The sequence below is a fragment of the Corynebacterium sp. SA-MJD20WY100 genome (assembly GCF_039822565.1).
Taxonomy (GTDB): Bacteria; Actinomycetota; Actinomycetes; order Mycobacteriales; family Mycobacteriaceae; genus Corynebacterium; species Corynebacterium phoceense_A.
Map to the genome: position 1 here is coordinate 168,064 of NZ_JBCJKS010000002.1, position 24,024 is coordinate 192,087.

Sequence of the window (24,024 nt, forward strand, 5' to 3'; positions counted from 1 at the left end):
CGCCCTACATCCTACTAGCCGCCCTCCGTGGCCTTTTATGGCTAGCGCCACAGCGGCGAGCTGTACTGCTCCAGCTCGGAGGCTACGGCGCGCTCGATGCGCTTCGTGCGCGGCAGATCCGGGAAATACAGTGCCCGATCGTAGCCGCGAATAGCAAGCGAAATCCCGCCGCGGCGGCGGCGCACGCCCACGACATCGGAAAGCGGAATGGAGTCAATCTTCGTGCCGGTCCGCGCGATAATGCGCGTCGTCGTAAGGATGAACCGACGGCGGCGTGCGCGATAGACCGGCAGGACAAAGCGCCACAGCACAAGGATGCCCCAGAGCACCACCACGGCGTTGCGCACCGTTGCTTCAAAGCCATGTGCGTCCAGGTAGCCAATGCCGATCCAAGCGAGCCCCGTGATGAGGATGAGCTCGAGGACAGGGAAGATGAGCGAGCGATACGGCGCCGTCACGTCGACGACGGGATACTCGCCCGGACGCATCTTCATGAGATTCATGACTCCACATCCTAGACGTCTCTCGCCCCAACAGCCGCACCCTGCAACGCTCACAGGAGCCATTCAGCGAATCTCCTGAGCAACTCTGCGGCAATTCCACAGGCAGGTGGAAGGAACCAAAAGTGTCCTCTCACATCTCAGCGCCGCATAGTAAAGAGCAACACCGAGTTAGAAAGGTCTGCTTCCAATGAGCACCGATACCGCAATCATGATGGGCGTCGACATCATCGCCATCGTCCTCCTCGTCTTTGCCGTCTACCTGCCCCGCCACCAGCGCGCCGATCTGGTTGTCGCTTTCATCGGCGTGTTGGGCGTCTCCCTCATGCTCGCCGACATGGAAGTCTCCGCCGGCGTGGGCCTGGGTCTCTTCGGTGTCCTGTCCATCATCCGACTGCGCTCCTCCGAGATTTCCCAGACCGAGGTCGCGTATTTCTTTGCAGCGCTCGCTACAGGGCTCATCGCCGGCTTGTCGGTTGAGGTCAACCCCATCGCCATCGGCGCCATCATCCTCATCGTCCTCGCCCTCGTCATCGTCGACTCCCAGCTCATCTTCGGCGGCTACTTCGTCCAGGAGATGACCCTCGACCACGCGCTCACGGACCAAGATCAGCTCAAAGATGAGCTGGAAGACATGCTCGATGCCCACATCCTCGGCGTGACCACGCACCGCGTCGACATCGTCAACGACACGACGTGGGTGCAGGTCCGTGGCCGCCGCAGCCCGCTCGAGCGCCGCAAGGACACCACGGCGAAGCACGCCGAATCCGCGCACTCGGAGTTGGCTCATGTTCAGTAGATTCGACTCCATCACCCTCGACGACATGAACACCGAGGCCCGCATGATGACCCGCGTCGACCGCAAGTACCTCCTCCACACCGACGAGCTGCGCGCATTCCTCGACGAGGTCCCCGCCGATACCCGCGTGCTGGAGATCAATGGCAAGCGCCAACAGCGTTACGTCACCACCTACTTCGACACCCCGGACCTGCTCTCCTACCGCATGACTGCGCAGACGCGCCGCCACCGGTTTAAGGTGCGCCAGCGCACCTACGTCGACTCCAACCTGGGATTCTGCGAGGTGAAGACCCGCGGTCCGCGCGGGGTCACGGTCAAGCACCGCGTGCCCATCGCGCCCGCGTACGCCCACAGCGGCAGGCTCGCCCCCGAGGCGCTGGATTTCCTTGATGAGGAGCTCAACCCCCAGCTCGTGGGCCAACTCAGCCCCAGCGTCCACAACACCTATCTGCGCGCAACGCTTCGGCCCAGCGGTGTCGGCCGCGCCACCATCGACACGACACTGACGTGGCGCTCAGAGCGCTCCAACCAGCACCTAGGCAACTGCGACGTCGTTTTCATCGAAACAAAGTCCGGCGCCCGCCCCTCCCCGCTCGACAAGATTCTGTGGGGCCTTGGCCACCGCCCCACCCGTGTCTCCAAGTTCGGCACCGGCATGGCCGCCATGCACCCGGAACTGCCCTCGAATAAATGGAACCGCGTCATCAACAACTACTTTAAGGACACTCTGTAATGAAGAAGCCCCTCCTCGCTTCCATCGCGACCGCCACCGCAGCGATTATGCTCGCCGCGTGCTCCCCGCAGGCCGCCGAGATCACTCCCACGGCCGAGTCCTCCTCCTATGACACCGCCCACCCGCCGTCAGCTTCCGAGGCCGCCGACGAGAACTCCGACAACACAGTGACCAAGGACGACGAGTGGTCCATGGATGATGCCCAGGACCTCACCGGCACCGCAATCACCGAGATCACCGAGGCCGGCTTCTACCGGATTACCGGCGCCGCGGGCGATATCACCGTCAACGCCCCGGAGGACGCGCAGGTCGTGCTCGTGCTCGATAACGCTAAGGTCGGCTCCATAACCGTCAATTCCGCCGACGATGTCGCCATCTACGTGGAGGGCTCCAACACCTCCGGCGCCATCTACTCCGAGGCTGACCTCACCATCTCCGGCGAGGGAAGTCTCACCACCACCGCGGACGAGGACAGCATCGTGTCCAAGGATGACCTCGTGGTTCTTTCCGGCACGCTCAACGTCACCGCTGGCGATGATGGACTGAAGGGCACCGACTCCGTCACCATCAAGGGTGGCGACATCACGGTCAATGCCCAGGGTGACGCCGTGAAGTCGAGCAAGGAGGATGACGAAACGAAGGGCTGGGTCCGCATCCAGGACGGCACTCTTCACCTCACCGCGGGCGATGACGCCATCTCCGCGGCCACCGACGTCATCCTCGACGGCGGCACGACCGAAATCACCTCCGCGGACAAGGGCATCAACGCCGGCACGTACATCCTTTCCGACGGCGGCAACGTCACCATCGACTCCGAGGACGACGGCCTGCATTCTGATGGCGGCCTGCGTCTTACCGGCGGCATCTTCACCATCGGCGCGGTCGATGACGGCGTCCACGCCGAAGTCGCGGCCGTTCTCGATGGCGCGAACCTTACCGTCACCAACTCTGAGGAAGCCCTCGAAGGCGGGCTTATCACCATCTCCGCCGGTGACCTCAACCTGACTTCGAACGATGACGGCATCAACGCCTCTGGCTCCACCACCGCCGAAGCTGGCGCCAAGGCCATCGCCGCCGCAGAAAAATCCGCAGATAACGAATCCGCCGACACTGACACTGACACTGACACCGACACCACCACTAACACCGGCACCAAGGACCAAGCGCAGCCCGGCCAGCCCGGCCAGATGGGCCAACCTGGTGAAGGTGGCATGGGCGCTGGCATGGAAGGTGGAATGGAGTCCACCGGCGAACAGCTCACCATCACCGGCGGCACCGTCACCGTCAACGCGGGCGGCGACGGCCTCGATTCCAACGGCGACCTCACTATGTCTGGCGGCACCGTGACGGTGTGGGGCCCGACCGACGGCGGCAACGGTGCGCTCGATACCGCGGGCAGCCTCACAGTCACTGGCGGCACACTCCTCGCCGTCGGCTCCTCCGGCATGGCTGAGGCTCCCAGCAGCACCGACGGCCAGGGCTGGATTTCCGCCAGCGCCTCCGGCTCCGCGGGTGACGCCGTCACCATCACCGACGCCAGCGGCAACGAGGTCGCCACCTTCACCACGACGAAGGACTTCGGCAACGTCGTGTACTCCGCCACTGGCATCACCAACGGCGAGAGCTACACCGTCTCCGTCAACGGCACCGACACCGCAGTGACTGCGGGCGAAGCCGCTGAGGGCGGCATGGGCGGTGACCCCGCTGGCGGCATGGGTCAGCGACCCGATGACAGCACCGCATCGAGCAATGGCCTGTCGTCGCAGGCTTAACGTCCCCTCACGAATTCATCCCCGCACCGCTCTATCGTGAGTGTGGCGGGGATGCTGCGTTTCAGGCGTGCTACCCCACCGACACATCGACGGGGTAGGCACGCAGCTTGCCCAACGGCAGGCTGGCGTCGCTGGGCCACCACGACTGCGTGGGGTCGTATGTGAGGTTCACGTGTTGATCCTTATATCCAGACCACTCGCCGTGGTTGTCTAAGCTCACCATCTCTTGGTTGGGGCGTGTCTTTATGGCTCCTCGGTCACCGACCGACCTGCCCGTCAACGACTGCGGGCTATCGAGAACCAACACCCAGAGCGTCAAGTCCGGGGACTCACCATTCGGCGTCGGCTGCCCCTTCATGACTTCCCGCGCCGTCATCTGCTTAATGGTGCCACTGAGCACGTTCTCACCTTGAGGCTGGCTTTCCTGCGCAGTAGCAGTATTCGCTGCTGTCTGGGCCGGGCCTGCCGATGCCGCTCCAAGCCCCGCGTTGCTCAGTACCGAACGGTCCGATACGTCGACGAAATTCGCGGCAGTGACCCCCAACTCGTTCGGATTCTGGATCTCGACTTGCTCGGCAGTTTTCACAAGCTGGGAACCCTGCATGCCGATCTTCGTCGCATAGGATTCCGGACGCAGCGAGTGCCATTCGATTTGATAAATCCCACCGTTACCTACCGAGAGGCCATAGCGTCCACCGCCCGCGCCGGCAGCACCCCTGATGAGGACGTCTTCGGAGACCACCGGATTCGCCGGATTGGCCGCACCGTTGATGACAACGACGGGGCTGACGTCGTAGTTGCAATCGCACAGGAGCAGCTCCGGCGAGTTGTCCCCCGTGATGTCAGCGAGCGCATACTGGTAGCTACCGCTAGCTCGTGAAGTCCGCAGGCTGTAGTCGTAGTTGAAGTTCACCGAGCGTGGATTATCAAGGATGCGCCCGTACGCCTCGGCGAGAGAACCTTCACCCGACGGCGCTGGCTGCGCGTCCTGTGCCACGCCCTCGCTGGGGTCGACGGCGGACGCCGAAGGAGCGCTCTCGCCGGGCTGTTCCGACGGCCGCACCGTGATGGTGCTCGTGCGCGGCTCAGAAGAACCGCCCGCGCTGCACGCCCCGACGGTGAAAGCTACGGCTATCAGCGCTGCAGCCGACAGCATGCGCGAGGAACAACGGAAGGATAAAAGAGAACGTCGAGCCATGGCGAGACACCTTTCCGCGCAGTGCGCGCGAATGAGGGGATAGGAAGAGAAAGACTCTCTTATCCTATCCCCTCGTAGAAGACGCAGACTCGAAATTAGTCGGTCGGGCGCAGGTGAATGACGTCACCGGCCGAGTAGTATTCGCCGCCCACGTTGATACGGCCGTCCTCCGCAACGCCTTCCACGATGCCGGTGACATCCCCGGTCGGGGCTTCGAGGCGCACATTGAGTCCAATCGACGAGCAGACCTTGCGGTAGTCATCCATGAGCTGCGGATCCTGGTTCTCCCACTGCTCGATACGGTGGCGCAGCGCCTTGAGGATTGCGATAGCCACCCCGGTGCGGTCATCCTCACGGCCGGCGAGCACGAGCGAGGTAGCCGTGGGAACCGGCAGCTCCTCTTCCGCGATGGAGACGTTAATGCCCATGCCGAGCACGACGCGTGCGGACGGCGCCTTGCCGCCCTGCGTCTTCGGCGCCACCTCAGCCTTATTGATTTCAGCCTTATTGACCTCAGCCTTGGTGATTTCGGCCTTATTGACCTCAGCCTTGTTGAGCTCTGCCTTATTGACTTCAGTCTTCGGCGCGACCTCGGCCTTGGACACCTCGAGCTTGGAGGCTTCCGTCTTCGGGACGACCTCGGCCTTATTAATCTCTGCCTTATTGACCTCAGCCTTATTAATCTCTGCCTTGTTCATTCCACCGGACTTGAATGTGCCCGACTTGAAGGCCTTGCCCACGGGACCGGCTTCGGCGAGGATGCCGCAGAGCTTCTTGCCATCGAGCAGCACGTCGTTGGGCCACTTGAGAACCGTGCCGGGGATCGCGTCGGTGACGGCCAAACCGGCGGCGAGAGGCAAGGTGCCCAGATGATCGAGGGACTCAGGAAGCAGAAGAACAGAGAAGGTCACCTGCGAGCCCTTCGGCGCGGTCCACACGCGGCCCAGGCGGCCCTTTCCGGCGGTCTGCAGATCGGTGAGGCGAACAGTGCCATCAGTGACGTCGGTGGCCTGCATCAGATCGGTATTCGTCGAACCGGTTTCCTCGACGTAGTCGATAACGGCATAGTCTTCAGCGAGTTCGGTGCGAATGCGCTCCAAGTCATAAGTGCTCATAGCCCTTCACGTTACCCGCGTCAGTCCATGCGGACCGAACAAGCCACCGGCGAATCGCTGGGGCGAATCTCTGGTCGCGGGCGCTGGTCACGACGGCCCTCCTTCGAGTGTCGACCCGCCGCCCTACGCAGCCGGTTCAGGCGCTCCCCACCCTCGCGCATGAGGGGTATGCGCGTTACCCCCATTGAGCCCGGAAAACCACAAAAAGCGGCCACGGGCGCTGTGGGTGTTTTACCTTTGAGACAACTGTTGTTTCTGAAAGGTGAAATCTCCATGAAGAAAACTATCCTCGCGACCACTGCGGCACTCGCTCTGGTGCTCACGGGCTGCTCGAACTCGTCCGATGACAGCTCCCAAGCAGCACAAGAGGGCACGGGCGAAGGCGGCCGCGGCCCCATCACCTTCGCGATGGGCAAGAACGATACTGACAAGATCCAACCCATCATCGAAGCGTGGAACAAGGAGCACCCGGACGAGGAAGTCACCCTCGCCGAGCTTGCTGGTGAGGCCGACGCACAGCGTGAGACCCTCGTTCAGTCCTTGCAGGCTGGCAACTCCGATTATGACGTCATGGCACTCGACGTCGTGTGGACTGCAGACTTTGCCGCTAACCAGTGGCTGGCACCGCTTACGGGCGACCTCGAGGTCGACACCGCAGACCTGCTGCCGGCCACCGTTGAGTCTGCGACGTACAACGACACGCTCTACGCACTGCCGCAAAACACCAATGGCCAGCTGCTCTTCCGCAACGCGGAGCTCGCCCCGACCGAGGTCAACAAGTTCGACGACTTCACGTCCGCATGTGAGGCACTCAAAGAAGGCACCAACTGCCTGACCACGCAGCTCAAGCAGTACGAGGGCCTCACCGTCAATACAGCCGGCTTCATGGAAGGCTGGGGCGGCAGCGTCCTCAAGGACGACGGCTCCGTCAACGTCGACTCCACCGAGTCCAAGGAAGGTCTCCAGGCCATGGTCGACGCCTACGAGGATGGCGTCATCTCCAAGGACTCCACCGCCGCCACGGAGGAGGAGACCAACCTCGCATTCACCGAGGGTAAGACCGCCTTCGCCATCAACTGGCCGTACATGTACACCAACGCCGTCGACGCAGGCGTCCAGGTTGAGGTCTCCCCGCTCGTGGGCAAGGACGGCGTGGGCGTGTCCACGTTGGGTGGCTACAACAACGGCATCAATATCAACTCCGAGCACAAGCAGACTGCACTGGACTTCATGAAGTTCATCGTCAACGAGGACAACCAGAAGTCCTTCGCTGAGGCTTCCTTCCCGCCGGTCCTCGCGTCCATCTACGACGATGAGGAACTGATCAAGCAGTTCCCGTACCTGCCGGCACTCAAGGAGTCCCTCGAGAACGCCGCACCGCGTCCGGTCTCCCCGTTCTACACCGCCATCTCTAAGGCCGTGCAGGATAACGCTTACGCAGCCCTGACCTCCGGTGCCTCCGTCGACGACGCCACCGCCGACATGAAGGCCGCCATCGAGCAGGCGCAGCAGGGCTAATTCACCGTCCTCGCAGACGCCTTGCCGCCCCCGTCGTGGGGGCGGCGTTCGCGTTTTCCACACGCTTTCCTCGTCCCTACGGTCCGCAATTCGCTGAAGTCACACTTTCACGCGATAGGATGAAGCGTCACAAGGATGCCGCATCGCCCCGGCGTACGGAGCGCGTCATCATCACACAAGCTAGAAAGGCCCACCGCTGTGGCAATTTCCACGCCCCAAGCCTTAAAACGCAAGACCTACGGCCAGGCCGCCGGGCTCATTGCGCCGGCACTTATCGTGCTGGCCATCGTCATCGGCTACCCCATCGTGCGCGCCATCATGCTCTCCTTCCAGGGCAACCGGCGACTTGATCCCTCCACCGGCGTCTTCGTCGAAGGACAGTTTGCGGGTCTCGAGAACTACCTCTACTGGATCAACAACCGATGCATGTCCGGCACGGGAGTGGTGAGCGCCTGCCCGCCGGGGGTTATCGCTACGGACTTCTGGCCCGCCGTGCGCATCACGATCTTCTTCGCCGTCGTCACGGTGCTGCTCGAGACCATCCTCGGCATGGTGATGGCACTCATCATGAACGGCGAGTACAAGGGCCGTGGCCTCGTGCGTGCGGCCGTGCTCGTGCCGTGGGCTATTCCTACGGCCGTGACGGCGAAGCTCTGGCAGTTCATGTTCGCGCCGCAGGGCATCGTCAACTCGCTGTTGGGCACGCACGTCGCGTGGACCACGGACCCCTTCTACGCGCGCTTGGCCGTCATCATCGCGGACGTGTGGAAGACTGCGCCGTTTATGGCGCTGCTCATCCTCGCCGGCCTGCAGATGATCCCCAGGGACGTCTACGAAGCGGCCCGCGTCGACGGCGCCACCGCGTGGCAGCGCTTCACCAAGATCACGCTGCCGCTGGTGAAACCGGCGCTCATGGTGGCCATCCTCTTCCGTACGCTCGACGCGCTGCGCATGTACGACCTGCCCGTCATCATGATTTCCAGCTCTTCGAACTCGCCCACCGCAACGGTGTCGCAGCTCGTGGTCGAGGATATGCGCCAGGGCAACTTCAATTCGGCCTCGGCACTGTCCACGCTCATCTTCCTGCTCATCTTCGCCGTCGCCTTCATTCTCATCCGCTTCCTCGGCGCTGACGTGGGCGGCACAGCGGAAAAGCGCGCGCAACGCCGCCAAGAAAAAGCGGCGAAGAAAGCTCAGGACAACCAGGAGGTAGCAGCATGACCGGCAACAAACCGTGGAGCACCGTCGGCCACTACGCCGGCATCCTCTTCATCATGTTCTGGGGCCTTGCGCCCTTCTACTGGATGGTCGTCACGGCCTTGCGCGACCGCGCCCACACGTTCGACACCACTCCGTGGCCCACACACGTCACGCTCGACAACTTCAAGGACGCGCTCGCCACGGACAAGGGCAATGACTTCTTGGGCGCCATCGGCAACTCCCTGCTTATTTCGCTCGCGACGACCGCCGTCGCCGTGGCGGTGGGCGTGTTTACGGCCTACGCCCTCGCACGCCTCGACTTCCCCGGCAAGGGCTTCGTCACGGGTATCATCCTCGCGGCCTCCATGTTCCCAGGCATCGCGCTCGTCACGCCGCTCTTCCAGCTCTTCGGCGATCTCACGTGGATCGGCACCTACCAGGCGATGATCATCCCGAACATCTCTTTTGCCTTGCCGCTCACGGTCTACACGCTGCTCAGCTTCTTCCGGCAGCTGCCGTGGGAGCTCGAGGAGGCCGCCCGCGTCGACGGTGCGACAAAGGGCCAGGCCTTCCGCCTCGTCCTCCTGCCGCTCGCCGCACCGGCACTCTTTACCACCGCGATTATCGCGTTTATCACGACGTGGAACGAGTTCATGCTCGCCAAGCAACTGTCCACCACGGACACGGAGCCGGTGACCGTCGCCATCGCGCGCTTCAGCGGCCCCTCGGCCTTCGAGTACCCTTACGCGGCGACGATGGCCGCGGGCGCACTCGTGACAGTGCCACTCATTATTATGGTGTTAGTTTTCCAGCACCGTATCGTGGCGGGGCTTACCGCCGGAGGAGTGAAAGCCTAGATGAGAACGAGTCACACAGCGCTTGCCGTCGGCACCTTCGTCGCCGCTGCACTCGTCGTGACTGCGTGCAGCAGCGGCGAGGAATCCGTGGAGACGTCGGCGCCCGCTTCCCCCGCGCCGAGCGTACACACCAGCGCCGCGTCCCCAACGAGTATGGCCCCGCCTACCGGTGCCCCCGCTGCGGCATCAGTCCCCGCCGAGGCCTCGGCCCCGGCCGACGGTGGAAATGAGGGGGCATCGGAAAGCCCAGCCCCCGCGGCACCGTTGACGAATCCGCAGGGCGCAGAGGCCACCGCCGAGGGCGCCCCGGCCCCGCAGATCCTCAGCCCTGCGGAGCTGAAGGGCAAGGACATCGAGCTGGCCTCCGGGGAATACCTCGTCATTACGGGCGCAGAGGGTCTCGACGCGACGATCGCTGATCCTGCCGTTGCCGTCTTCAGCCCGGCCTACGAGCAAGACGGCACCCAGTTCAACGCCGGCGTCGGCGGACTCACCGCAGGCACCACCGAGGTACGGCTCTCTGACGGCACGATCTTTAGCGTGACGGTGCGCTAATGCGCCGCGCGCTTCTGTGGGACTCGGCGCTGGGCTTCGTCGGCTTCTTCGCGGCCCTGGCCCTTCTGCAGGCCATCCTCAATCTCTTCCAACCCTCCCCTGCCCTGTGGCCCGGCCTCTTAGCCGGAGTCCTCGTGGCGCTCGAGTGGGCGCTGTGGCGGGCCAAGCGAAAGGATCTTCAATGAGCTGGTTCCACAACGCCATTTTCTACCAAGCCCTACTCCACGCCTTCAACGACTCGAACGGGGACGGCATGGGCGATCTGCGCGGAGTGACGGACAAGCTCGACTACCTGGAATGGCTGGGCGTGGATTGCCTCTGGCTGCCGCCCATGTTCGACTCGCCCATGCGCGACGACGGCTACGACATCGCGGACTACCGTTCCATTAACCCGCGCTACGGCACGATGGCCGATTTCGAGGAGCTCCTAGAGCAGGCGCACGCGCGCGGCATCCGCGTCATCACGGACTTGGCACTCAACCACACCTCTGACCAGCATTACTGGTTCCAGGAGTCCCGCCGCGATCCCACCGGCCCCTACGGGGACTACTACGTGTGGGGCGACGATCCCACGCGCTACCCGGAGATCCGCATTATCTTCACCGACCACGAAATCTCCAACTGGGCGTGGGACGAGGAACGCGGGCAGTATTACTTCCACCGCTTCTACTCGCATCAGCCGGATCTCAACTACGACTGCCCGGCGGTGCAGACCGAGGTCTTCGACATCGTGCGATTTTGGATGGACAAGGGACTCGACGGCTTCCGCCTCGACGCCATCCCCTATCTCTTCGAGCGCGACGGCCAAGGCGGCGAGTCCCTGCCCGAGACTTTCGCGTTTCTCGAGCGACTGCGCGCGATGGTCGATGCGGAGTATCCCGAGGCCATGATGATCGCCGAGGCCAACCAGCCGCCGCGCGAAACTATGGAGTACTTCGGCAGCGGCAACCGCGTCCACATGGTCTTCAATTTCCCGGTGATGCCCAAGATCTTCGAGGCCGTCGCCACCGGCAGCGCCGAGCCCCTCTACGACATCCTCGACGAACTGCCGCCCCTGCCGGCTGGCTGCCAGTGGGGCACGCTCCTGCGCAATCACGACGAGCTCACCCTCGAGATGGCCAGCCCCGCCGCGCGCACCCGGATGTACGACGCCTATGCCAAGGACCCGCGCGCCAAGGCGAACGTGGGCATCGCACGCCGTCTCGCCCCGCTCATGGAAGGCGATCGCCGCAAGATTGAGCTCCTCTTCTCCCTGCTTATGACGCTGCCGGGTGCGCCCTTTATCTACTACGGGGACGAGATCGGAATGGGCGACGACGTCTCCCTTCCGGATCGCTATGCCGTCCGCACGCCCATGCAGTGGGAACCAGGCCCCGGCGCCGGCTTTTCCACCGGCGAGCCTGTGTGGCCCATCGTCGGCGGCGAGGGTACTTCCGTCGCGGAGCAACAGCTTGACGATGCCTCCGTGCTCATGACCGTCCGAGGGCTCATCGCCCAGCGCAAGGCGCACCCCGAACTCGGCACGGCGCCCTATGAAGCGGTCGAGACTGGCGTCGAAGGCGTGTTCGGCTTCCAGCGCGGCGATCTGCTCTGTCTCCACAACTTCACCGACGCGGACGTCGACTTGGGCCCGGTGGAATTGGGTCCCTATGGCTACGCGTGGGTGCCGATCGAAGAAATTGGGGACGGAGCCGTATAGGCGCCCAGCCGTCACATCCTCGTCCTCGATTGGCGCACCCCTCATCCGTCGGCTATTCTTCGCGACTGCTAGCGCGCCATGCTGGCATGAATATGTGATGCCATGTCTGCGCGTGTTCGGAGACTATCACCGTGGCTCACGGTCACGTAGAACGCCTCGAACGGCCGTTTTGGGGCTTGTGAGCGGTGAAAAACGAGTCTACTTTATCACCAAGACGGAACTATGTGACGCTTCCCTCAGGCTTAAATGAACTAGAGGTTAACTCCAGTTGTGCTGCGATTTAACACCTGTTCCCCTAGGGTCAAATGAGCACACATTAGAACCACTACTGCAGGTCAAACCAACTTTTAACTGCAGACATGCCAGCGGTCTAAGCTTCAAGCTGTACATACTCTTCGCGTATTTCCTGCGCTTCACACCTGCATCGAACCGGGAAGCCGCAACAGAGCCATCCCGCCGTGCAAGAAAGAGAACTCCGCCGTGACAGCGACTCTGCTCATTCTCGCCATCGTGGTCATCACCGCGTTGGCTTTTGACTTCACCAACGGTTTCCACGATACGGCCAACGCTATGGCAACCTCGATTGCCACCGGTGCCCTCAAGCCGTTCACGGCAGTTGCCATCTCCGCCGCTCTCAACCTCGTGGGCGCATTCCTGTCCGTCAATGTCGCGGCGACGGTCGCCAAGGGCATCGTCAACCTTGACTCCTACGACCTCTCGAGTGCCACGGACGGCGAGAACCTTCTCATCGTCGTCTTCACCGGCCTCATCGGCGGCATCTTCTGGAACCTGTTCACCTGGCTCCTCGGCCTGCCGTCCTCCTCCTCGCACGCTCTGTTCGGCGGCCTCATCGGCGCGGCCTTCGCCGCCATGGGCTCTGGCGGCGTCGCATGGTCGTCCATCCTGGGCAAGATCATTGTCCCGGCCCTCGCCTCGCCGGTGATCGCAGCCCTCGTGTCCGCCACCGCAACGGCCCTCGTCTACTGGGTCACCAACACCATCCCGGACAAGACGAAGAACGAGCACTTCCGCCACGGCCAGATTGTCACCGCCTGCCTCGTCTCACTCGCACACGGCGCCGGTGACGCACAGAAGACCATGGGCGTTATTTTCCTCGCACTCGTCGCTGCTGGCGAGGCCGTCTCCGACCAGCGCATCCCGACCTGGGTCATCGTTGCCTGTGCTGTGACCATCGCGGCCGGCACCCTCTCCGGCGGCTGGCGCGTCATCCGCACCCTAGGCAAGGGCCTCGTTGAGATTGAGTCCCCGCAGGGCATGGCCGCTGAGGCCACCTCCGCCGCCATCATCCTCACCTCCGCCGCTGGCGGTATGGCGCTGTCCACGACGCACGTGTCCACCGGTTCCATCATGGGTACCGGCATCGGCAAGAAGGGCGCCGAGGTCCGCTGGGGCGTTGCGATGCGCATGGTATCCGCCTGGCTGATTACCATCCCGTGCGCCGCCGCCGTCGGCTTCGCTTCCTGGTGGGTCGCAACGGGCATCTCCGCGGCTACGACCACCACCGTGGGCGTCATCGTCGACTTCATCATCCTCATCGCCATGGCGGCCATCATGGTCATCCGTGCCCGCATGAACCCGGTTGACGCCAGCAACGTCAACGACGAGTGGGACCCGAACGCCGAGTCCGTCGACTCCTCCCTGGAGCCCAAGGCCCCCGCTGCCGTCGCCAACGAAGGCGCTGTGACCACCGCAGCCGCAGCCTCCACCATCAACGACCCGGCCTCCCACGCTCCGCAGGCTGACAACCGGTAAGCACTGTTAAGAAGGTAACCCACTCATGACTGCCGCATCTATCGCCATCGCCATCCTCCGCGTCGCCGGGCTCGCGCTCATCTTCGGCGCCGGCATTCCCCTCCTCTTCGCCCTGGGCATGCGCTGCATGACCGGCGACCCTATCCGCAACGACCAGGGTGTCATCGTCGGTGACACCGAGGCCTCCACGCAGATGAAGGTACTCGGCTGGACCGTCTACGCGTTCCTCGCCGCCGTCATCGTCGTGGCCATCCTGTGGATCTCCAAGGGCACGCTGGAGCATTACTTCGGCTGGGAGCTCTTCGGCAACCTCGGAGGCTCTCACTAGCCCTCTTCAACGACACGCCGCGTGCATATTTATGTGCATGCGGCGTTTCGCCGTTTTTCACCACCTCCCCCCACGCACAGTCCCCACGAAGTGAACAGCAGGTAAACATAACGTTAATGAAAACTTTGGCTGAACATAGGTCTGCATGTATAGTGGGTACATACCAACTAAGTGCCGTCCGAGCGATACCGCTCGGACGTTCTTCCCCTAGAAGGGGATGCACACATTCCCGATGATCTACACCCGACGATCTACAAAGGAGGTTCGACAATGAATACGATCACCACCCTGCTGGACACGTTATCCTCAGCCTTCGGTGGCTCCACAGTCACTGGCCTTGATCTCATTCAGGAGAGCCCAACCGCCGCCCGCGTCGCCGAGCACCTGCTCGCGCACGACCTAGTCCCGGCCACCCCGACTGAGACTATTTCCGCATTCGAGTCTGTCACTGGCCGCGCTCCCCGCACCGAAGAGCTCGCAGTGACGGAAGGCTTCCTGTCCAGCTTTGACTGGGCTGCATAAACGCCCCACCCTCAGCGACCCCGCACAACCTTTCCAAGGTCCGCGGGGTCGCTTTTTATATGCGCCCAGCGGGCCCACCACCCAACCCGCACCACGCCACCAGACCACTCCAAAATAATTTTTGAGTACTTCCTCACGTTTGAGCTGCGAAAACTAGTTTCGTGATCCAAATCACCGGTGTGGCGGTGTGGAAAACCGCCGGTCGTGCCAGTACGATTTCCAAACATGACCATTTCCTCACATTGGACGGAACTCGAAACCACGGCAGATACCACGGCCGCGAAGATTGCTGAGCTCAAGCGTCGCCGCGAGGCCGCCCAAGCACCCATGGGCGAGAAGGCGCACGAGAAGGTACACGCCGCCGGTCGCCTTACCGCGCGCGAGCGCCTCGACTACCTCCTTGATGAAGGCTCGTTCGTAGAGACCGACATGCTCGCCGTGCACCGGACGACGGACTTCGGCATGGGGGCCAAGAAACCCGTGACGGACGGCATCGTCACCGGCTGGGGCACCATCGACGGCCGCGAGGTGTGCATCTTCAGCCAGGACGGCACCGTCTTCGGCGGCGCACTCGGCGAGGTCTACGGCGAAAAGATGGTGAAGATCCAGGAACTCGCCGTCACCACCGGCCGCCCGCTCATCGGCCTCTACGAGGGCGCGGGCGCCCGCATCCAGGACGGCGCGGTCTCCCTCGACTGGATTGCCGCGACCTTCTACCAGAACATCAAGGCCTCCGGCGTCGTCCCGCAGATCTCTGTCATCATGGGCGCCTGCGCCGGCGGCAACGCCTACTCGCCGGCGCTGACCGACTTCGTCGTGATGGTGGACGAGAAGTCCAAGATGTTCGTCACCGGTCCAGACGTCATCACGACTGTTACCGGCGAGAAGGTCACGCAGGAAGAGCTCGGCGGCGCCAAGGTCCACATGAAGGAAGCGGGCAACTCGCACTACACGGCCTCCTCGGACGAGGAGGCACTCGACTGGGTCCACGATCTGGTCTCGTACCTGCCGTCGAACAACCGCCAGCTCGCTCCCGTCGAGCCCTACGAGGAGCTCGATGAGATCACCGCGGACGACCTCGTTCTCGACGAGATTATCCCGGACTCCCCCACCCAGCCCTACGACGTCCGCGACGTCATCGAGGCACTCACGGATGACGGCGAGTACCTAGAAATCCAGGCAGAGCGCGCCGAAAACGTCGTTGTCGCCTTCGGGCGCATCGAGGGCAAGACCGTCGGCTTCGTTGCTAACCAGCCCATGGTTTACGCCGGCTGCCTCGACATCGACTCTTCGGAGAAGGCCGCACGCTTCATCCGCACGTGCGACAGCTTCAACATCCCGATCGTCCTCCTCGTCGATGTCCCGGGCTTCCTGCCGGGCTCGGACCAGGAGCACAACGGCATCCTGCGTCGCGGCGCGAAGCTGCTCTACGCCTACGGCGAAGCCACCGTCCCGAAGATCACCGTCACCATGCGCAAGGCTTACGGCGGCGCGTACTGTGTCATGGGTTCCAAGGGCCTGGGCGCCGACGTCAACCTGGCATGGCCGACCGCACAGATCGCCGTCATGGGTGCCTCCGGCGCTGTGGGCTTCATCTACCGCAAGGAGCTCAAGCAGGCTCGCGAAAAGGGCCTCGACGTCGCCGAGCTCGCCAAGTCCTTCGAGCGTGAGTACGAAGACCACATGCTCAACCCGTACAAGGCGGCCGAGCGCGGCCTCATCGACGCGGTCATCCTGCCGTCGGAGACCCGCTCCACCATCGCAAAGAACCTGCGCCTCTACGCGGACAAGAACGTTGCCCGCCCGGCCCGCAAGCACGGAAATATCCCGCTGTAGATCACACGGAGCAACAACCGGCAGGACCACACCAGCGCGCACCGCTTGGCAGCGCTGATGCGACCCCTGCCGGTTCCGGCTTGTAAACTAAGGCGTTATGACTGATCTGAAAACCACTGCAGGCAAGATTGAGGACCTCGGTAATAAGATTGCCGAGTCCCGCTCGCCACTCGGCGCAGATGCCGGTACCCCGGCGGCCCGCACGCGGCTGGATGCCCTCATGGACGACGGATCCTTCGTGGAAACGGACGCCCTCGCCCGTCACCGCTCCAAGGATTTCGGCCGCGAGCACGACCGTCCCTACACGGACGGCGTCATCACCGGCTACGGCACCATTAACGGCCGCAAGGTCTGCGTCTACTCGCAGGACGCCACGGTCTTCGATGGCACGATGGGCGAGGTCTACGGCGAAAAGATCATCAAGCTCTACGACCTAGCGCTCAAGACCGGAGTGCCCATGGTCTCCATTGTCGAGGCCGGCGCCCCTCGTGCCCAGGAGGGCATCGTCACGCTCGCCATGCAGGCACGCATCCTCGAGCGCGTCACGCGCGCCTCGGGGCTTATCCCGCAGGTCGCCATCCAGGTCGGCGAGCTCGCCCCGCTGGCCACGCTCGCTCCGGTCATGGCGGACATCGTGATCGGCGAGGGCGGCCACCTTCACGCCGCGAATGCGGACGAGGCCATCGCCGCCGCCCGCACCGTGCTGGGCTACCTGCCCTCCAATAACCGGGCGGAGGCCCCGCGCACGGACGCCGCCCTCCAGGCAGGCTCCATCGCGGAGAATATCTCGGAGTCCGACCGAGCGCTCAACGCGGCCATCGCGGACAACGGATCCTTCGAGATGAGCGACATCGTCGACGCCCTCTTCGATGACGTCCTCGAGCTCCAGGCAGACGTGCGCGGTATCTCCACCGCATTCGCCCGGCTCGAGGGCCGCACCGTCGGCCTTATCGCGACGGCCGGCGGCTTCGACGAGGCCGCCGCAGAGAAAGCCGCCCGCTTCATCCGCCTGTGCGACTCGTTCAACACGCCGATTATCGAGCTCGTCGACACCCCGGAGCTCACCGCGCAGCCAGCACGTCTGTCCAAGCTCGTCCACGCCTACGCCGCGGCGACGGTGGGCAAGCTGACGGTCGTCCTGCACCGCGCGTACGGCTCCGGCTACGTCGTTATGGGCTCCAAGGATCTCGGCGCGGACCTCGCCTACGCATGGCCCACCGCAGAGATCGCCGTCGCTGACGCCACGACGCTGGCCAGCACCCTGGGCGTCGAGGAGACCGAGGCCGCGGAGTTCCTCACCCCGTACCAGGCCGCCGAGCGCGGCCTTGTCGACGCCGTCATCGAGCCGGCCGCCACCCGCGGCTACCTCATCGAGGGCCTGCGTCTCCTCGAGCGCAAGATCGTCTCGACCCCCGCCAAGAAGCACAGCAATATCGTTCTTTAGAAACTACCCAAGGAGGAAGCTATGAACGCTCCCGTCATCCAGGTCCTGCGGGGCAACCCCAGCGACGACGAGGTCGCGGCTCTCACCGCCGTCCTCACGCAGCTCGACGCGGACGCCCGCGCCAAGGCCGCGCAGACGAAGCAGACGCGTGATCTGTGGACCGAGCCGGGCCACCGGTTCAACCCGTCCGCGTTCCGCAACGTGCGCTACTACTAAAGCATGCGTATCATTCTCGCTTCTCAGTCCCCGTCCCGCGCAGCGATCTTGCGCGGCGCCGGGGTCGAGCCAGTTTTACGCCCGGCAGACGTCGACGAGCGTGCCATAGAGGCTGAGCTTGCCGATGCCGCCCCCACCGAGGTCGTCGCAGCCCTCGCTGCGGCCAAGGCTGAGGCCATCGCGCCCGAGTTCCCGGACGACGTCGTCATCGGCGGCGACTCCATGTTGCTCCTCGACGGGCAGCTCCAAGGCAAGCCGCTCACGGAGGAGCGCACCGTCGAGCGCTGGCGCGCCCAAGCGGGCAAATCCGCCCAGCTGCTCACTGGGCACTGCATCCTGCTCGGCGACAAGCGCTACGTGGAGACCTCCACGACAACGGTGCACTTCGCGCAGGCCTCTGAGGCCGACATCGCGGCCTACGCGGCCTCGGGCGAGCCACTCCAGTGCGCGGGCGCGTTCACGCTCGAGGCGCTCGGTGGCTGGTTCATCGACGCCATCGAGGGCGACCCCTCCTCCGTTATCGGCCTGTCCCTGCCCGTCGTGCGCCGCGCGCTCTACGAGTTTGGGGTCAACGCCTCGGAATTCTGGAATCTGCCGCGCAATTAGCCACGCGACTCCCTGCATCCTGCGTAGAGTGGCGGGCATGGAAATGAAAGACATGCTTGCCCCGGATCCCATCTTGCTGCCGGAAGACCCCGGCCACGACGTCACCGACCTTACGCAGGGCGCCGTCGAGCACCCCAACTCCCCGCTCGTGTGGGCGCTGCTCGCCGAAAAGGAGCTCGCCCGCGTCCGCGAGGACGAGGCCCTGCCCACCGCCTACATCACGGCCTACGCGTTGGCGCGCACGGGCTACCACCGCAGCCTCGACCGCCTGCGCGGCAACGGCTGGAAGGGCTGGGGCCCAGTCCCCTTCGCCCACCTGCCTAACCAGGGCGTCCTACGCTCGTGGGCCGCACTCGCCCACGCCGCCCAAGCCATCGGCGAGACAGACGAGTACGACCGTCTGCGCCAGATGCTCTCCGACGCGGACCCGGACTGCGTGGCGCAGCTGCTCGACTAAGGCGCGCTCCACGCGCGACAGAAAGGGTCCCCTGTGTGGCTTGACGGATACCTCGAGCAGTGCGGAAACCACCTCGACGACTTCCTCGCGGAGGCCACGTGCCCACGGGGATGGTCTACGCCGCGGCGAGCCTCACGGCACCACGCATGCCGGACCAGACGATGACGGCACCCTCACGGCGAGCAGCGCCGTGCGCAGGGTGACCAGAGCCGACGTCGTTGATGAATCCCTCGCCATCGAGGATGGAGATGACGCGGCGGTTGACGCCGGCCTTCTCCACGATGGAGGTGGCGACGGCATCGGAAGGGCTCATGACGGCGCCGGCCGCAACGCCGCGGCGTAGAGCAGCGGCGGGAGGATGACCTCGAGGATGAGGTCGGGCTCGAGGTCGAGCTCCGGGACCGGCGTGACGATAGCGACGACGACGCTCACCACGAGCAGCATGATGACTGCCACGACGATTTAAAAAGCACCTCCCGATCATACGGGAGGTGCGGGTCATCGCCAGATTGCTAGGTTCTCGCGTTGACCGTGACGGCACGTGCGCTACGCGTTGGCCGCCTCGACGCGGGAGATGGCTTCTGCAGCAACCTTCTCCTGGATGCCCATGTCGAGCTCCGAGGTGAAGCCCACGCAGGAGCAGTTGATCTCGCCGAGGACGTAGGTGTCCTCGCCGTTCTCGTCGTCGGCGAGCATGAAGTCCGCGGTCCAGATGAGCGGGACGTGGCCGGTCTCGCCGAGCTTCTCGGCGATGACGGGGCGGGCGCGCTCAAACATGGCGAGCAGCTCCGGCCAGGCTTCCGGCTTATCGTAGGTGTACTTCGCGCCAGAGAAGAGCGTCGCGGAGAAGTTGTCGCCGCCCTCAGCCGGCTTCTTATGGACGATGAAGACCGGCTCGTTGCCCACGAGGAGGATGCGGATTTCGCCTTCGACGATGCGCGGCATGAAGCGCATGTCGACGAGCATGCCGTTGTCGCCGATGATGTACTGGTCGCAGAAGTCCATGAACTCGCCCAGCGTGTAGTCGTGCGTCTTGTTGTCCACAGCCTCAGTGCACTTGAGGGTCGTGTCGAGCGGCAGCGCGGTGCCCGGCTCGACGGAGGCAGCCAGATCTGCGTCAGCGAGGCGAACGCGCCAGATGCCCTCACCTGTGGAGCCGCGGTTCTGCTTGAGCACACGCTCACCGAAAGACAGGGAAGTGGGGAAGGTCTCGTGGAAGTCGGAGACCTCATAGTAGGCCGCAGTGTCTTCCGGCACGAGCGGGGTGTCGTTGAGCTTAACCAGCGCGTCCTTGGCACCGTAGGCCATCATGTCGGCCGGGGTAGACATGCCCACGAGGCCGGCATCCGCCAGCTTGGTGAGCAGCTCGAAGTAGCCCTTCTCGCCGCCGGGGATGTTGCCGGGGTTGACGCGCGAGATGTAGGCGTCAAAGTTCTGGGAGACGCGCTCGAAGATCTCGTCCGCGTTGTCCGGGTGGTAGTAGATAACCTCCGAGTCCCATCCGTTAGCCTTGATGGCCTCCACGATGGGCATGGTGTCCTTGCGGTGGCCGTCCGGTCCCTTGTCGGAGCCGCCTTCAACCTCAAAAACCACGATTGCCTTGTGCACAGCAATTTACCTTTCGTCACTGGGAAAAATTGTTGTGGGCACGTAAAGAGAATTCCTCCGGCCCTCGCCTAAAAATTACCTGAGTACGCGCATTTCTGCGCGCTAAAGAAACCGTGATTAACCCCACCTACGCATGACCCATGCGCCCCACCTGCACTGTTGTTATAACCAGTCCCCCACGTGTATCCGAGACCACATTATATTACCCCTTGTTGGGTATCGCGGTATTGTAAAAGGGCTAAAGACTACGCTAGGGAATTCGCCCCCAGCCCGCCCTGAATCAACAGAAAGGTCACCAGGACCATGATCGAGACCGACCCGAATCCGTCGTTCCAGGACTACGCCGTTCCTTCACGCATGGTTTCCGCGCCGTGGCTGTCCGCCCGCTTGGGCATCCCCGGCCTGCGCGTCATCGAGGTCGATGAAGACAATCTGCTCTACGACATCGGCCATATCCCGACGGCCACGCGCATCAACTTCCAGACAGATCTGCTGGACAAGCTCACCCGCGACATCATAGGCCCCGAGGATTTCGCGGCGCTCATGCGCTCGAAGGGCATTCACCGCGACGACACCATCGTCGTCTACGGCGACAAGAACAACTGGTGGGCCGCCTACGCCCTGTGGGTCTTCGAACTCTACGGCCACCCGGACGTCCGCCTCCTCGACGGCGGCCGTGACGCCTGGATGAACGAGGAACGCGATACCTCCTACGCCGTCCCAGAGCACCCGGAGTCCGAGTACCCCGTCACCGAGCGCGACGACGCGGACCACCGCGCCTTCGTCGCCGAATTGGGCGACGCTTCCCTCGTCGACACCCGCCCCACCGAGGAATACCAAGGCATCGCCACGGAGTTCTCCCCCAAGGGCGATTCTGCCTACGGCACGACCATCCGCCACGGCCACATCCCGGGCGCCATCAACCTGCCGTGGTCGCTCGCCGTGCACGCCAACGGCATCTTCCGCTCCCGCGCCTCGCTCGACGAAGCCTACGCGGACCTCAATCCAAAGAAGGACACCATCCTCTACTCGCACCTCGGCAGCCAGGCAGCCCACACGTGGTTCGTCCTCAAATTCCTCTTGGGATTTGAGAAGGTCCGCAATTATGACGGTTCCTGGGCCGAGTGGGGCAACATGGTCCGCATGCCCATCGAGCGCTAAACCCTTCACACCACCGAACGAGCCCTTACCGACACGCCGCACCGTTTTTAACCGCGACAAAAGTGCAGGTAAGGGCTTTGTCGATCAAATTTCTAGAAACCTGACGGATCGCTCATGTTTTTGTGTGCGATAATAGTCCGAGCACAAACAAACTAGGAAGGTTTTAAATAAGCCGTGACTGTTGAAACCAAGAAGATCACCAAGGTGCTCATCGCCAACCGCGGTGAGATCGCCGTGCGCGTCATCCGTGCCGCACGTGACGCTGGAATTGCCTCTGTCGCCGTCTACGCCGAGCCGGACGCGGACGCCCCGTTCGTCGCGCTCGCCGACGAGGCCTTCGCCTTGGGCGGTCAGACCTCTGCCGAGTCGTACCTCGACATTGCCAAGATCCTCGACGCCGCCGCGAAGTCCGGCGCCAACGCCATCCACCCGGGCTACGGCTTCCTCTCCGAGAACGCCGAGTTCGCCCAGGCCGTCCTCGACGCCGGCCTCATCTGGATTGGCCCCTCCCCGCAGTCCATCGCCGATCTCGGCGACAAGGTGACGGCCCGCCACATCGCGGAGCGTGCCGATGCCCCCATGGCTCCAGGCACCCCGGACCCGGTTAAGGATGCCGCCGAGGTCGAGGCCTTCGCCGACCAGCACGGCCTGCCCATCGCCATCAAGGCCGCCTTCGGCGGCGGCGGACGCGGCATGAAGGTCGCCTACGAGCGCGACGAGGTCGCCGAGCTCTTCGAGTCCGCTACCCGCGAGGCCACCGCCGCCTTCGGCCGCGGCGAGTGCTTCGTCGAGCGCTACCTCGACAAGGCCCGCCACGTCGAGGCCCAGGTCCTCGCCGACCAGCACGGCAACGTCGTCGTCATGGGTACCCGCGACTGCTCCCTGCAGCGCCGCTTCCAAAAGCTCGTCGAGGAGGCCCCTGCCCCGTTCCTCACTGATGAGCAGCGCGCCACCATCCATGAGTCCGCCAAGCGCATCTGCCGCGAGGCTGGCTACTACGGCGCCGGCACCGTCGAGTACCTCGTCGGCTCCGACGGCCTCATCTCCTTCCTTGAGGTCAATACCCGCCTCCAAGTCGAGCACCCGGTCACCGAGGAGACCACCGGCTATGACCTCGTGCGCCAGCAGTTCCGCATCGCCGAGGGCCAGCCGCTGGAGATCACCGAGGATCCCACCCCGCGCGGCCACGCCTTCGAGTTCCGCATCAACGGCGAGGACGCCGCCGCGGGCTTCATCCCAGCACCGGGCACCATCGTCCAGTACTCCGAGCCCGCCGGTCCCGGCGTGCGCGTCGACTCCGGCGTCAAAGCTGGCTCCGTCGTGGGCGGCAACTTCGACTCCATGCTCGCCAAGCTCATCGTCTGGGGCGAAGACCGCGAGCAGGCCCTGCAGCGCGCCCGTCGTGCCCTGGCCGAGTACACCGTCACCGGCCTGCCCACCGTCATCCCCTTCGACCGCGCCATCGTCGAGGACCCCGCGTTTACCGCAGAAAACGGCTCCTTCGGCGTCTACACCAAGTGGATCGAGGAAGAGTGGGTCAACGGCCTGCCGCCGTACACCGATCCGGACGCCGACGCTGGCGCGTCGGCGGAAGACAACGAACCCGGCCAGAAGTTCGTCGTCGAAATCGGCGGTCGCCGCGTCGAGGTGGCCCTGCCGGGCAATCTCTTCTTCGGCAACACCGGCGGACGTAAGAAGACGAAGAAGCGTCGCGGTGGCGGCGCCAAGGCAGCCGTCTCCGGCGATACCGTGGCAGCGCCCATGCAGGGCACCGTCATCAAGGTCAACGTCGAAGAAGGCGCCGAGGTCAATGAGGGCGACGTCGTCGTAGTCCTCGAGGCCATGAAGATGGAAAACCCCGTCAAGGCCCACAAGTCTGGCACCGTAAAGGACCTCAAGGTCGAGACCGGCACCCAGATCAACAAGGGCGAGCCCATCCTCGACATCAAGTAGGACATCCCACCCTAGCGGCATCGCTTGCCGATGCCCCCTCACCCAAGCCCGCCGCATGGTTCACACCGTGCTGCGGGCTTAGGCATATTCGCGATGCAACGCACTCCACCAGGCAACACAATTCTGTCGCTCTCCGGCCTGGTAACCGATGGACTTATGCCAGCGAACTCATGC

At 63.9% G+C, this 24,024-nt stretch carries 25 protein-coding genes; 19 read left to right on the top strand and 6 right to left on the bottom strand.

The genetic code is table 11. The annotated features are described in order from the left end of the window. Nucleotides 1–41: 41 nt before the first annotated feature. A complete protein-coding gene (locus tag ABJ196_RS02030; RefSeq protein ID WP_347304992.1) occupies nucleotides 42–503 on the bottom strand; it encodes a hypothetical protein in 462 nt (153 codons plus the stop codon). Between the two features lie 187 nt (nucleotides 504–690). Here ABJ196_RS02030 and ABJ196_RS02035 point away from each other — a divergent pair, with 187 nt between their 5' ends. Genes ABJ196_RS02035 through ABJ196_RS02045 form a run of 3 tightly spaced genes read left to right on the top strand, consistent with a single transcriptional unit; the run spans nucleotide 691 to nucleotide 3,804 of the window. Next, nucleotides 691–1,299 (top strand): DUF4956 domain-containing protein, encoded by a 609-nt coding sequence (locus tag ABJ196_RS02035; protein ID WP_347304993.1) that lies wholly within the window; start codon nucleotides 691–693, stop codon nucleotides 1,297–1,299. Beyond that, entirely contained in the window at nucleotides 1,289–2,032 is a 744-nt protein-coding gene (locus ABJ196_RS02040; RefSeq protein WP_347304994.1) for a polyphosphate polymerase domain-containing protein, read from the top strand. The genes ABJ196_RS02035 and ABJ196_RS02040 overlap by 11 nt, the downstream gene beginning before the upstream one ends. Then, nucleotides 2,032–3,804, top strand: a complete 1,773-nt coding sequence (locus ABJ196_RS02045; protein ID WP_347304995.1) for a carbohydrate-binding domain-containing protein — start codon at nucleotides 2,032–2,034, stop codon at nucleotides 3,802–3,804. The genes ABJ196_RS02040 and ABJ196_RS02045 overlap by 1 nt, the downstream gene beginning before the upstream one ends. A 70-nt stretch (nucleotides 3,805–3,874) precedes the next feature. Here ABJ196_RS02045 and ABJ196_RS02050 read toward each other — a convergent pair whose 3' ends face one another. Together ABJ196_RS02050 and ABJ196_RS02055 are read right to left on the bottom strand one after the other, a co-directional pair. Beyond that, nucleotides 3,875–5,002 carry a hypothetical protein gene (locus tag ABJ196_RS02050; RefSeq protein WP_347304996.1) on the bottom strand — a complete coding sequence of 376 codons (1,128 nt, stop codon included), beginning with the start codon at nucleotides 5,000–5,002 and terminating at the stop codon, nucleotides 3,875–3,877. Between the two features lie 95 nt (nucleotides 5,003–5,097). Next, a complete protein-coding gene (locus tag ABJ196_RS02055; RefSeq protein ID WP_347304997.1) occupies nucleotides 5,098–6,117 on the bottom strand; it encodes a biotin--[acetyl-CoA-carboxylase] ligase in 1,020 nt (339 codons plus the stop codon). Nucleotides 6,118–6,390: 273 nt separating this feature from the next. Here ABJ196_RS02055 and ABJ196_RS02060 point away from each other — a divergent pair, with 273 nt between their 5' ends. From ABJ196_RS02060 to ABJ196_RS02125, 14 genes are all read left to right on the top strand, one after another. After that, nucleotides 6,391–7,635 carry an ABC transporter substrate-binding protein gene (locus tag ABJ196_RS02060; protein ID WP_347304998.1) on the top strand — a complete coding sequence of 415 codons (1,245 nt, stop codon included), beginning with the start codon at nucleotides 6,391–6,393 and terminating at the stop codon, nucleotides 7,633–7,635. 198 nt (nucleotides 7,636–7,833) lie between these two features. Next, nucleotides 7,834–8,856, top strand: a complete 1,023-nt coding sequence (locus ABJ196_RS02065) for a sugar ABC transporter permease (RefSeq protein ID WP_258531126.1) — start codon at nucleotides 7,834–7,836, stop codon at nucleotides 8,854–8,856. After that, entirely contained in the window at nucleotides 8,853–9,692 is an 840-nt protein-coding gene (locus ABJ196_RS02070) for a carbohydrate ABC transporter permease (RefSeq protein WP_347304999.1), read from the top strand. Before ABJ196_RS02065 ends, ABJ196_RS02070 begins: the two co-directional genes overlap by 4 nt. After that, a complete protein-coding gene (locus tag ABJ196_RS02075; RefSeq protein ID WP_347305000.1) occupies nucleotides 9,693–10,247 on the top strand; it encodes a hypothetical protein in 555 nt (184 codons plus the stop codon). Beyond that, complete coding sequence (locus ABJ196_RS02080; protein ID WP_066485149.1) at nucleotides 10,247–10,432, top strand: hypothetical protein; 186 nt, start codon at nucleotides 10,247–10,249, stop codon at nucleotides 10,430–10,432. The genes ABJ196_RS02075 and ABJ196_RS02080 overlap by 1 nt, the downstream gene beginning before the upstream one ends. After that, nucleotides 10,429–11,946, top strand: coding sequence for a maltose alpha-D-glucosyltransferase (treS, locus tag ABJ196_RS02085; RefSeq protein ID WP_347305001.1), 1,518 nt, complete (start codon nucleotides 10,429–10,431; stop codon nucleotides 11,944–11,946). Before ABJ196_RS02080 ends, treS begins: the two co-directional genes overlap by 4 nt. A 480-nt stretch (nucleotides 11,947–12,426) precedes the next feature. Beyond that, nucleotides 12,427–13,719, top strand: coding sequence for an inorganic phosphate transporter (locus ABJ196_RS02090; protein ID WP_347305002.1), 1,293 nt, complete (start codon nucleotides 12,427–12,429; stop codon nucleotides 13,717–13,719). 25 nt (nucleotides 13,720–13,744) lie between these two features. Then, nucleotides 13,745–14,047, top strand: a complete 303-nt coding sequence (locus ABJ196_RS02095; RefSeq protein ID WP_347305003.1) for a hypothetical protein — start codon at nucleotides 13,745–13,747, stop codon at nucleotides 14,045–14,047. Between the two features lie 270 nt (nucleotides 14,048–14,317). Continuing rightward, complete coding sequence (locus ABJ196_RS02100; protein ID WP_347305004.1) at nucleotides 14,318–14,569, top strand: hypothetical protein; 252 nt, start codon at nucleotides 14,318–14,320, stop codon at nucleotides 14,567–14,569. 225 nt (nucleotides 14,570–14,794) lie between these two features. Continuing rightward, nucleotides 14,795–16,405: an acyl-CoA carboxylase subunit beta gene (locus ABJ196_RS02105; RefSeq protein ID WP_347305005.1), complete on the top strand. Its 1,611-nt coding sequence runs from the start codon at nucleotides 14,795–14,797 to the stop codon at nucleotides 16,403–16,405. A 97-nt stretch (nucleotides 16,406–16,502) separates the two neighbouring features. Further along, nucleotides 16,503–17,849, top strand: coding sequence for a carboxyl transferase domain-containing protein (locus ABJ196_RS02110; protein ID WP_347305006.1), 1,347 nt, complete (start codon nucleotides 16,503–16,505; stop codon nucleotides 17,847–17,849). A 21-nt stretch (nucleotides 17,850–17,870) separates the two neighbouring features. After that, complete coding sequence (locus tag ABJ196_RS02115) at nucleotides 17,871–18,065, top strand: acyl-CoA carboxylase subunit epsilon (RefSeq protein ID WP_066485115.1); 195 nt, start codon at nucleotides 17,871–17,873, stop codon at nucleotides 18,063–18,065. Nucleotides 18,066–18,068: 3 nt separating this feature from the next. Continuing rightward, nucleotides 18,069–18,671: a nucleoside triphosphate pyrophosphatase gene (locus ABJ196_RS02120; RefSeq protein ID WP_347305007.1), complete on the top strand. Its 603-nt coding sequence runs from the start codon at nucleotides 18,069–18,071 to the stop codon at nucleotides 18,669–18,671. Nucleotides 18,672–18,708: 37 nt separating this feature from the next. After that, nucleotides 18,709–19,128, top strand: a complete 420-nt coding sequence (locus ABJ196_RS02125) for a DUF3151 domain-containing protein (protein ID WP_347305008.1) — start codon at nucleotides 18,709–18,711, stop codon at nucleotides 19,126–19,128. 115 nt (nucleotides 19,129–19,243) lie between these two features. Here the strand turns inward: ABJ196_RS02125 and ABJ196_RS02130 are convergent, their stop codons facing one another. The 3 genes from ABJ196_RS02130 to ABJ196_RS02140 form a co-directional block, all read right to left on the bottom strand. Next, a complete protein-coding gene (locus tag ABJ196_RS02130) occupies nucleotides 19,244–19,441 on the bottom strand; it encodes a hypothetical protein (RefSeq protein WP_347305009.1) in 198 nt (65 codons plus the stop codon). Then, nucleotides 19,438–19,584, bottom strand: coding sequence for a hypothetical protein (locus ABJ196_RS02135; protein WP_347305010.1), 147 nt, complete (start codon nucleotides 19,582–19,584; stop codon nucleotides 19,438–19,440). The genes ABJ196_RS02130 and ABJ196_RS02135 overlap by 4 nt, the downstream gene beginning before the upstream one ends. Nucleotides 19,585–19,674: 90 nt before the next feature. Next, a complete protein-coding gene (locus tag ABJ196_RS02140) occupies nucleotides 19,675–20,736 on the bottom strand; it encodes a Cj0069 family protein (protein ID WP_347305011.1) in 1,062 nt (353 codons plus the stop codon). Between the two features lie 303 nt (nucleotides 20,737–21,039). Between ABJ196_RS02140 and ABJ196_RS02145 the strand changes: the two genes are divergently transcribed. Next, complete coding sequence (locus tag ABJ196_RS02145) at nucleotides 21,040–21,897, top strand: sulfurtransferase (protein WP_347305012.1); 858 nt, start codon at nucleotides 21,040–21,042, stop codon at nucleotides 21,895–21,897. 174 nt (nucleotides 21,898–22,071) lie between these two features. Then, the gene (locus ABJ196_RS02150; protein ID WP_347305013.1) at nucleotides 22,072–23,850 is read left to right on the top strand and encodes an acetyl/propionyl/methylcrotonyl-CoA carboxylase subunit alpha; all 1,779 of its coding nucleotides are present in this window, start codon (nucleotides 22,072–22,074) and stop codon (nucleotides 23,848–23,850) included. Nucleotides 23,851–24,024: the final 174 nt, after the last annotated feature.

Bases quoted from the DNA above. Each gene is read 5' to 3' on its own strand.
- ABJ196_RS02030 (WP_347304992.1), bottom strand. From the start codon at position 503: ATGAATCTCATGAAGATGCGTCCGGGCGAGTATCCCGTCGTCGACGTG.
- ABJ196_RS02035 (WP_347304993.1), top strand. From the start codon at position 691: ATGAGCACCGATACCGCAATCATGATGGGCGTCGACATCATCGCCATC.
- ABJ196_RS02040 (WP_347304994.1), top strand. From the start codon at position 1,289: ATGTTCAGTAGATTCGACTCCATCACCCTCGACGACATGAACACCGAG.
- ABJ196_RS02045 (WP_347304995.1), top strand. From the start codon at position 2,032: ATGAAGAAGCCCCTCCTCGCTTCCATCGCGACCGCCACCGCAGCGATT.
- ABJ196_RS02050 (WP_347304996.1), bottom strand. From the start codon at position 5,002: ATGGCTCGACGTTCTCTTTTATCCTTCCGTTGTTCCTCGCGCATGCTG.
- ABJ196_RS02055 (WP_347304997.1), bottom strand. From the start codon at position 6,117: ATGAGCACTTATGACTTGGAGCGCATTCGCACCGAACTCGCTGAAGAC.
- ABJ196_RS02060 (WP_347304998.1), top strand. From the start codon at position 6,391: ATGAAGAAAACTATCCTCGCGACCACTGCGGCACTCGCTCTGGTGCTC.
- ABJ196_RS02070 (WP_347304999.1), top strand. From the start codon at position 8,853: ATGACCGGCAACAAACCGTGGAGCACCGTCGGCCACTACGCCGGCATC.
- ABJ196_RS02075 (WP_347305000.1), top strand. From the start codon at position 9,693: ATGAGAACGAGTCACACAGCGCTTGCCGTCGGCACCTTCGTCGCCGCT.
- ABJ196_RS02080 (WP_066485149.1), top strand. From the start codon at position 10,247: ATGCGCCGCGCGCTTCTGTGGGACTCGGCGCTGGGCTTCGTCGGCTTC.
- treS (WP_347305001.1), top strand. From the start codon at position 10,429: ATGAGCTGGTTCCACAACGCCATTTTCTACCAAGCCCTACTCCACGCC.
- ABJ196_RS02095 (WP_347305003.1), top strand. From the start codon at position 13,745: ATGACTGCCGCATCTATCGCCATCGCCATCCTCCGCGTCGCCGGGCTC.
- ABJ196_RS02100 (WP_347305004.1), top strand. From the start codon at position 14,318: ATGAATACGATCACCACCCTGCTGGACACGTTATCCTCAGCCTTCGGT.
- ABJ196_RS02105 (WP_347305005.1), top strand. From the start codon at position 14,795: ATGACCATTTCCTCACATTGGACGGAACTCGAAACCACGGCAGATACC.
- ABJ196_RS02110 (WP_347305006.1), top strand. From the start codon at position 16,503: ATGACTGATCTGAAAACCACTGCAGGCAAGATTGAGGACCTCGGTAAT.
- ABJ196_RS02115 (WP_066485115.1), top strand. From the start codon at position 17,871: ATGAACGCTCCCGTCATCCAGGTCCTGCGGGGCAACCCCAGCGACGAC.
- ABJ196_RS02120 (WP_347305007.1), top strand. From the start codon at position 18,069: ATGCGTATCATTCTCGCTTCTCAGTCCCCGTCCCGCGCAGCGATCTTG.
- ABJ196_RS02125 (WP_347305008.1), top strand. From the start codon at position 18,709: ATGGAAATGAAAGACATGCTTGCCCCGGATCCCATCTTGCTGCCGGAA.
- ABJ196_RS02130 (WP_347305009.1), bottom strand. From the start codon at position 19,441: ATGAGCCCTTCCGATGCCGTCGCCACCTCCATCGTGGAGAAGGCCGGC.
- ABJ196_RS02145 (WP_347305012.1), top strand. From the start codon at position 21,040: ATGATCGAGACCGACCCGAATCCGTCGTTCCAGGACTACGCCGTTCCT.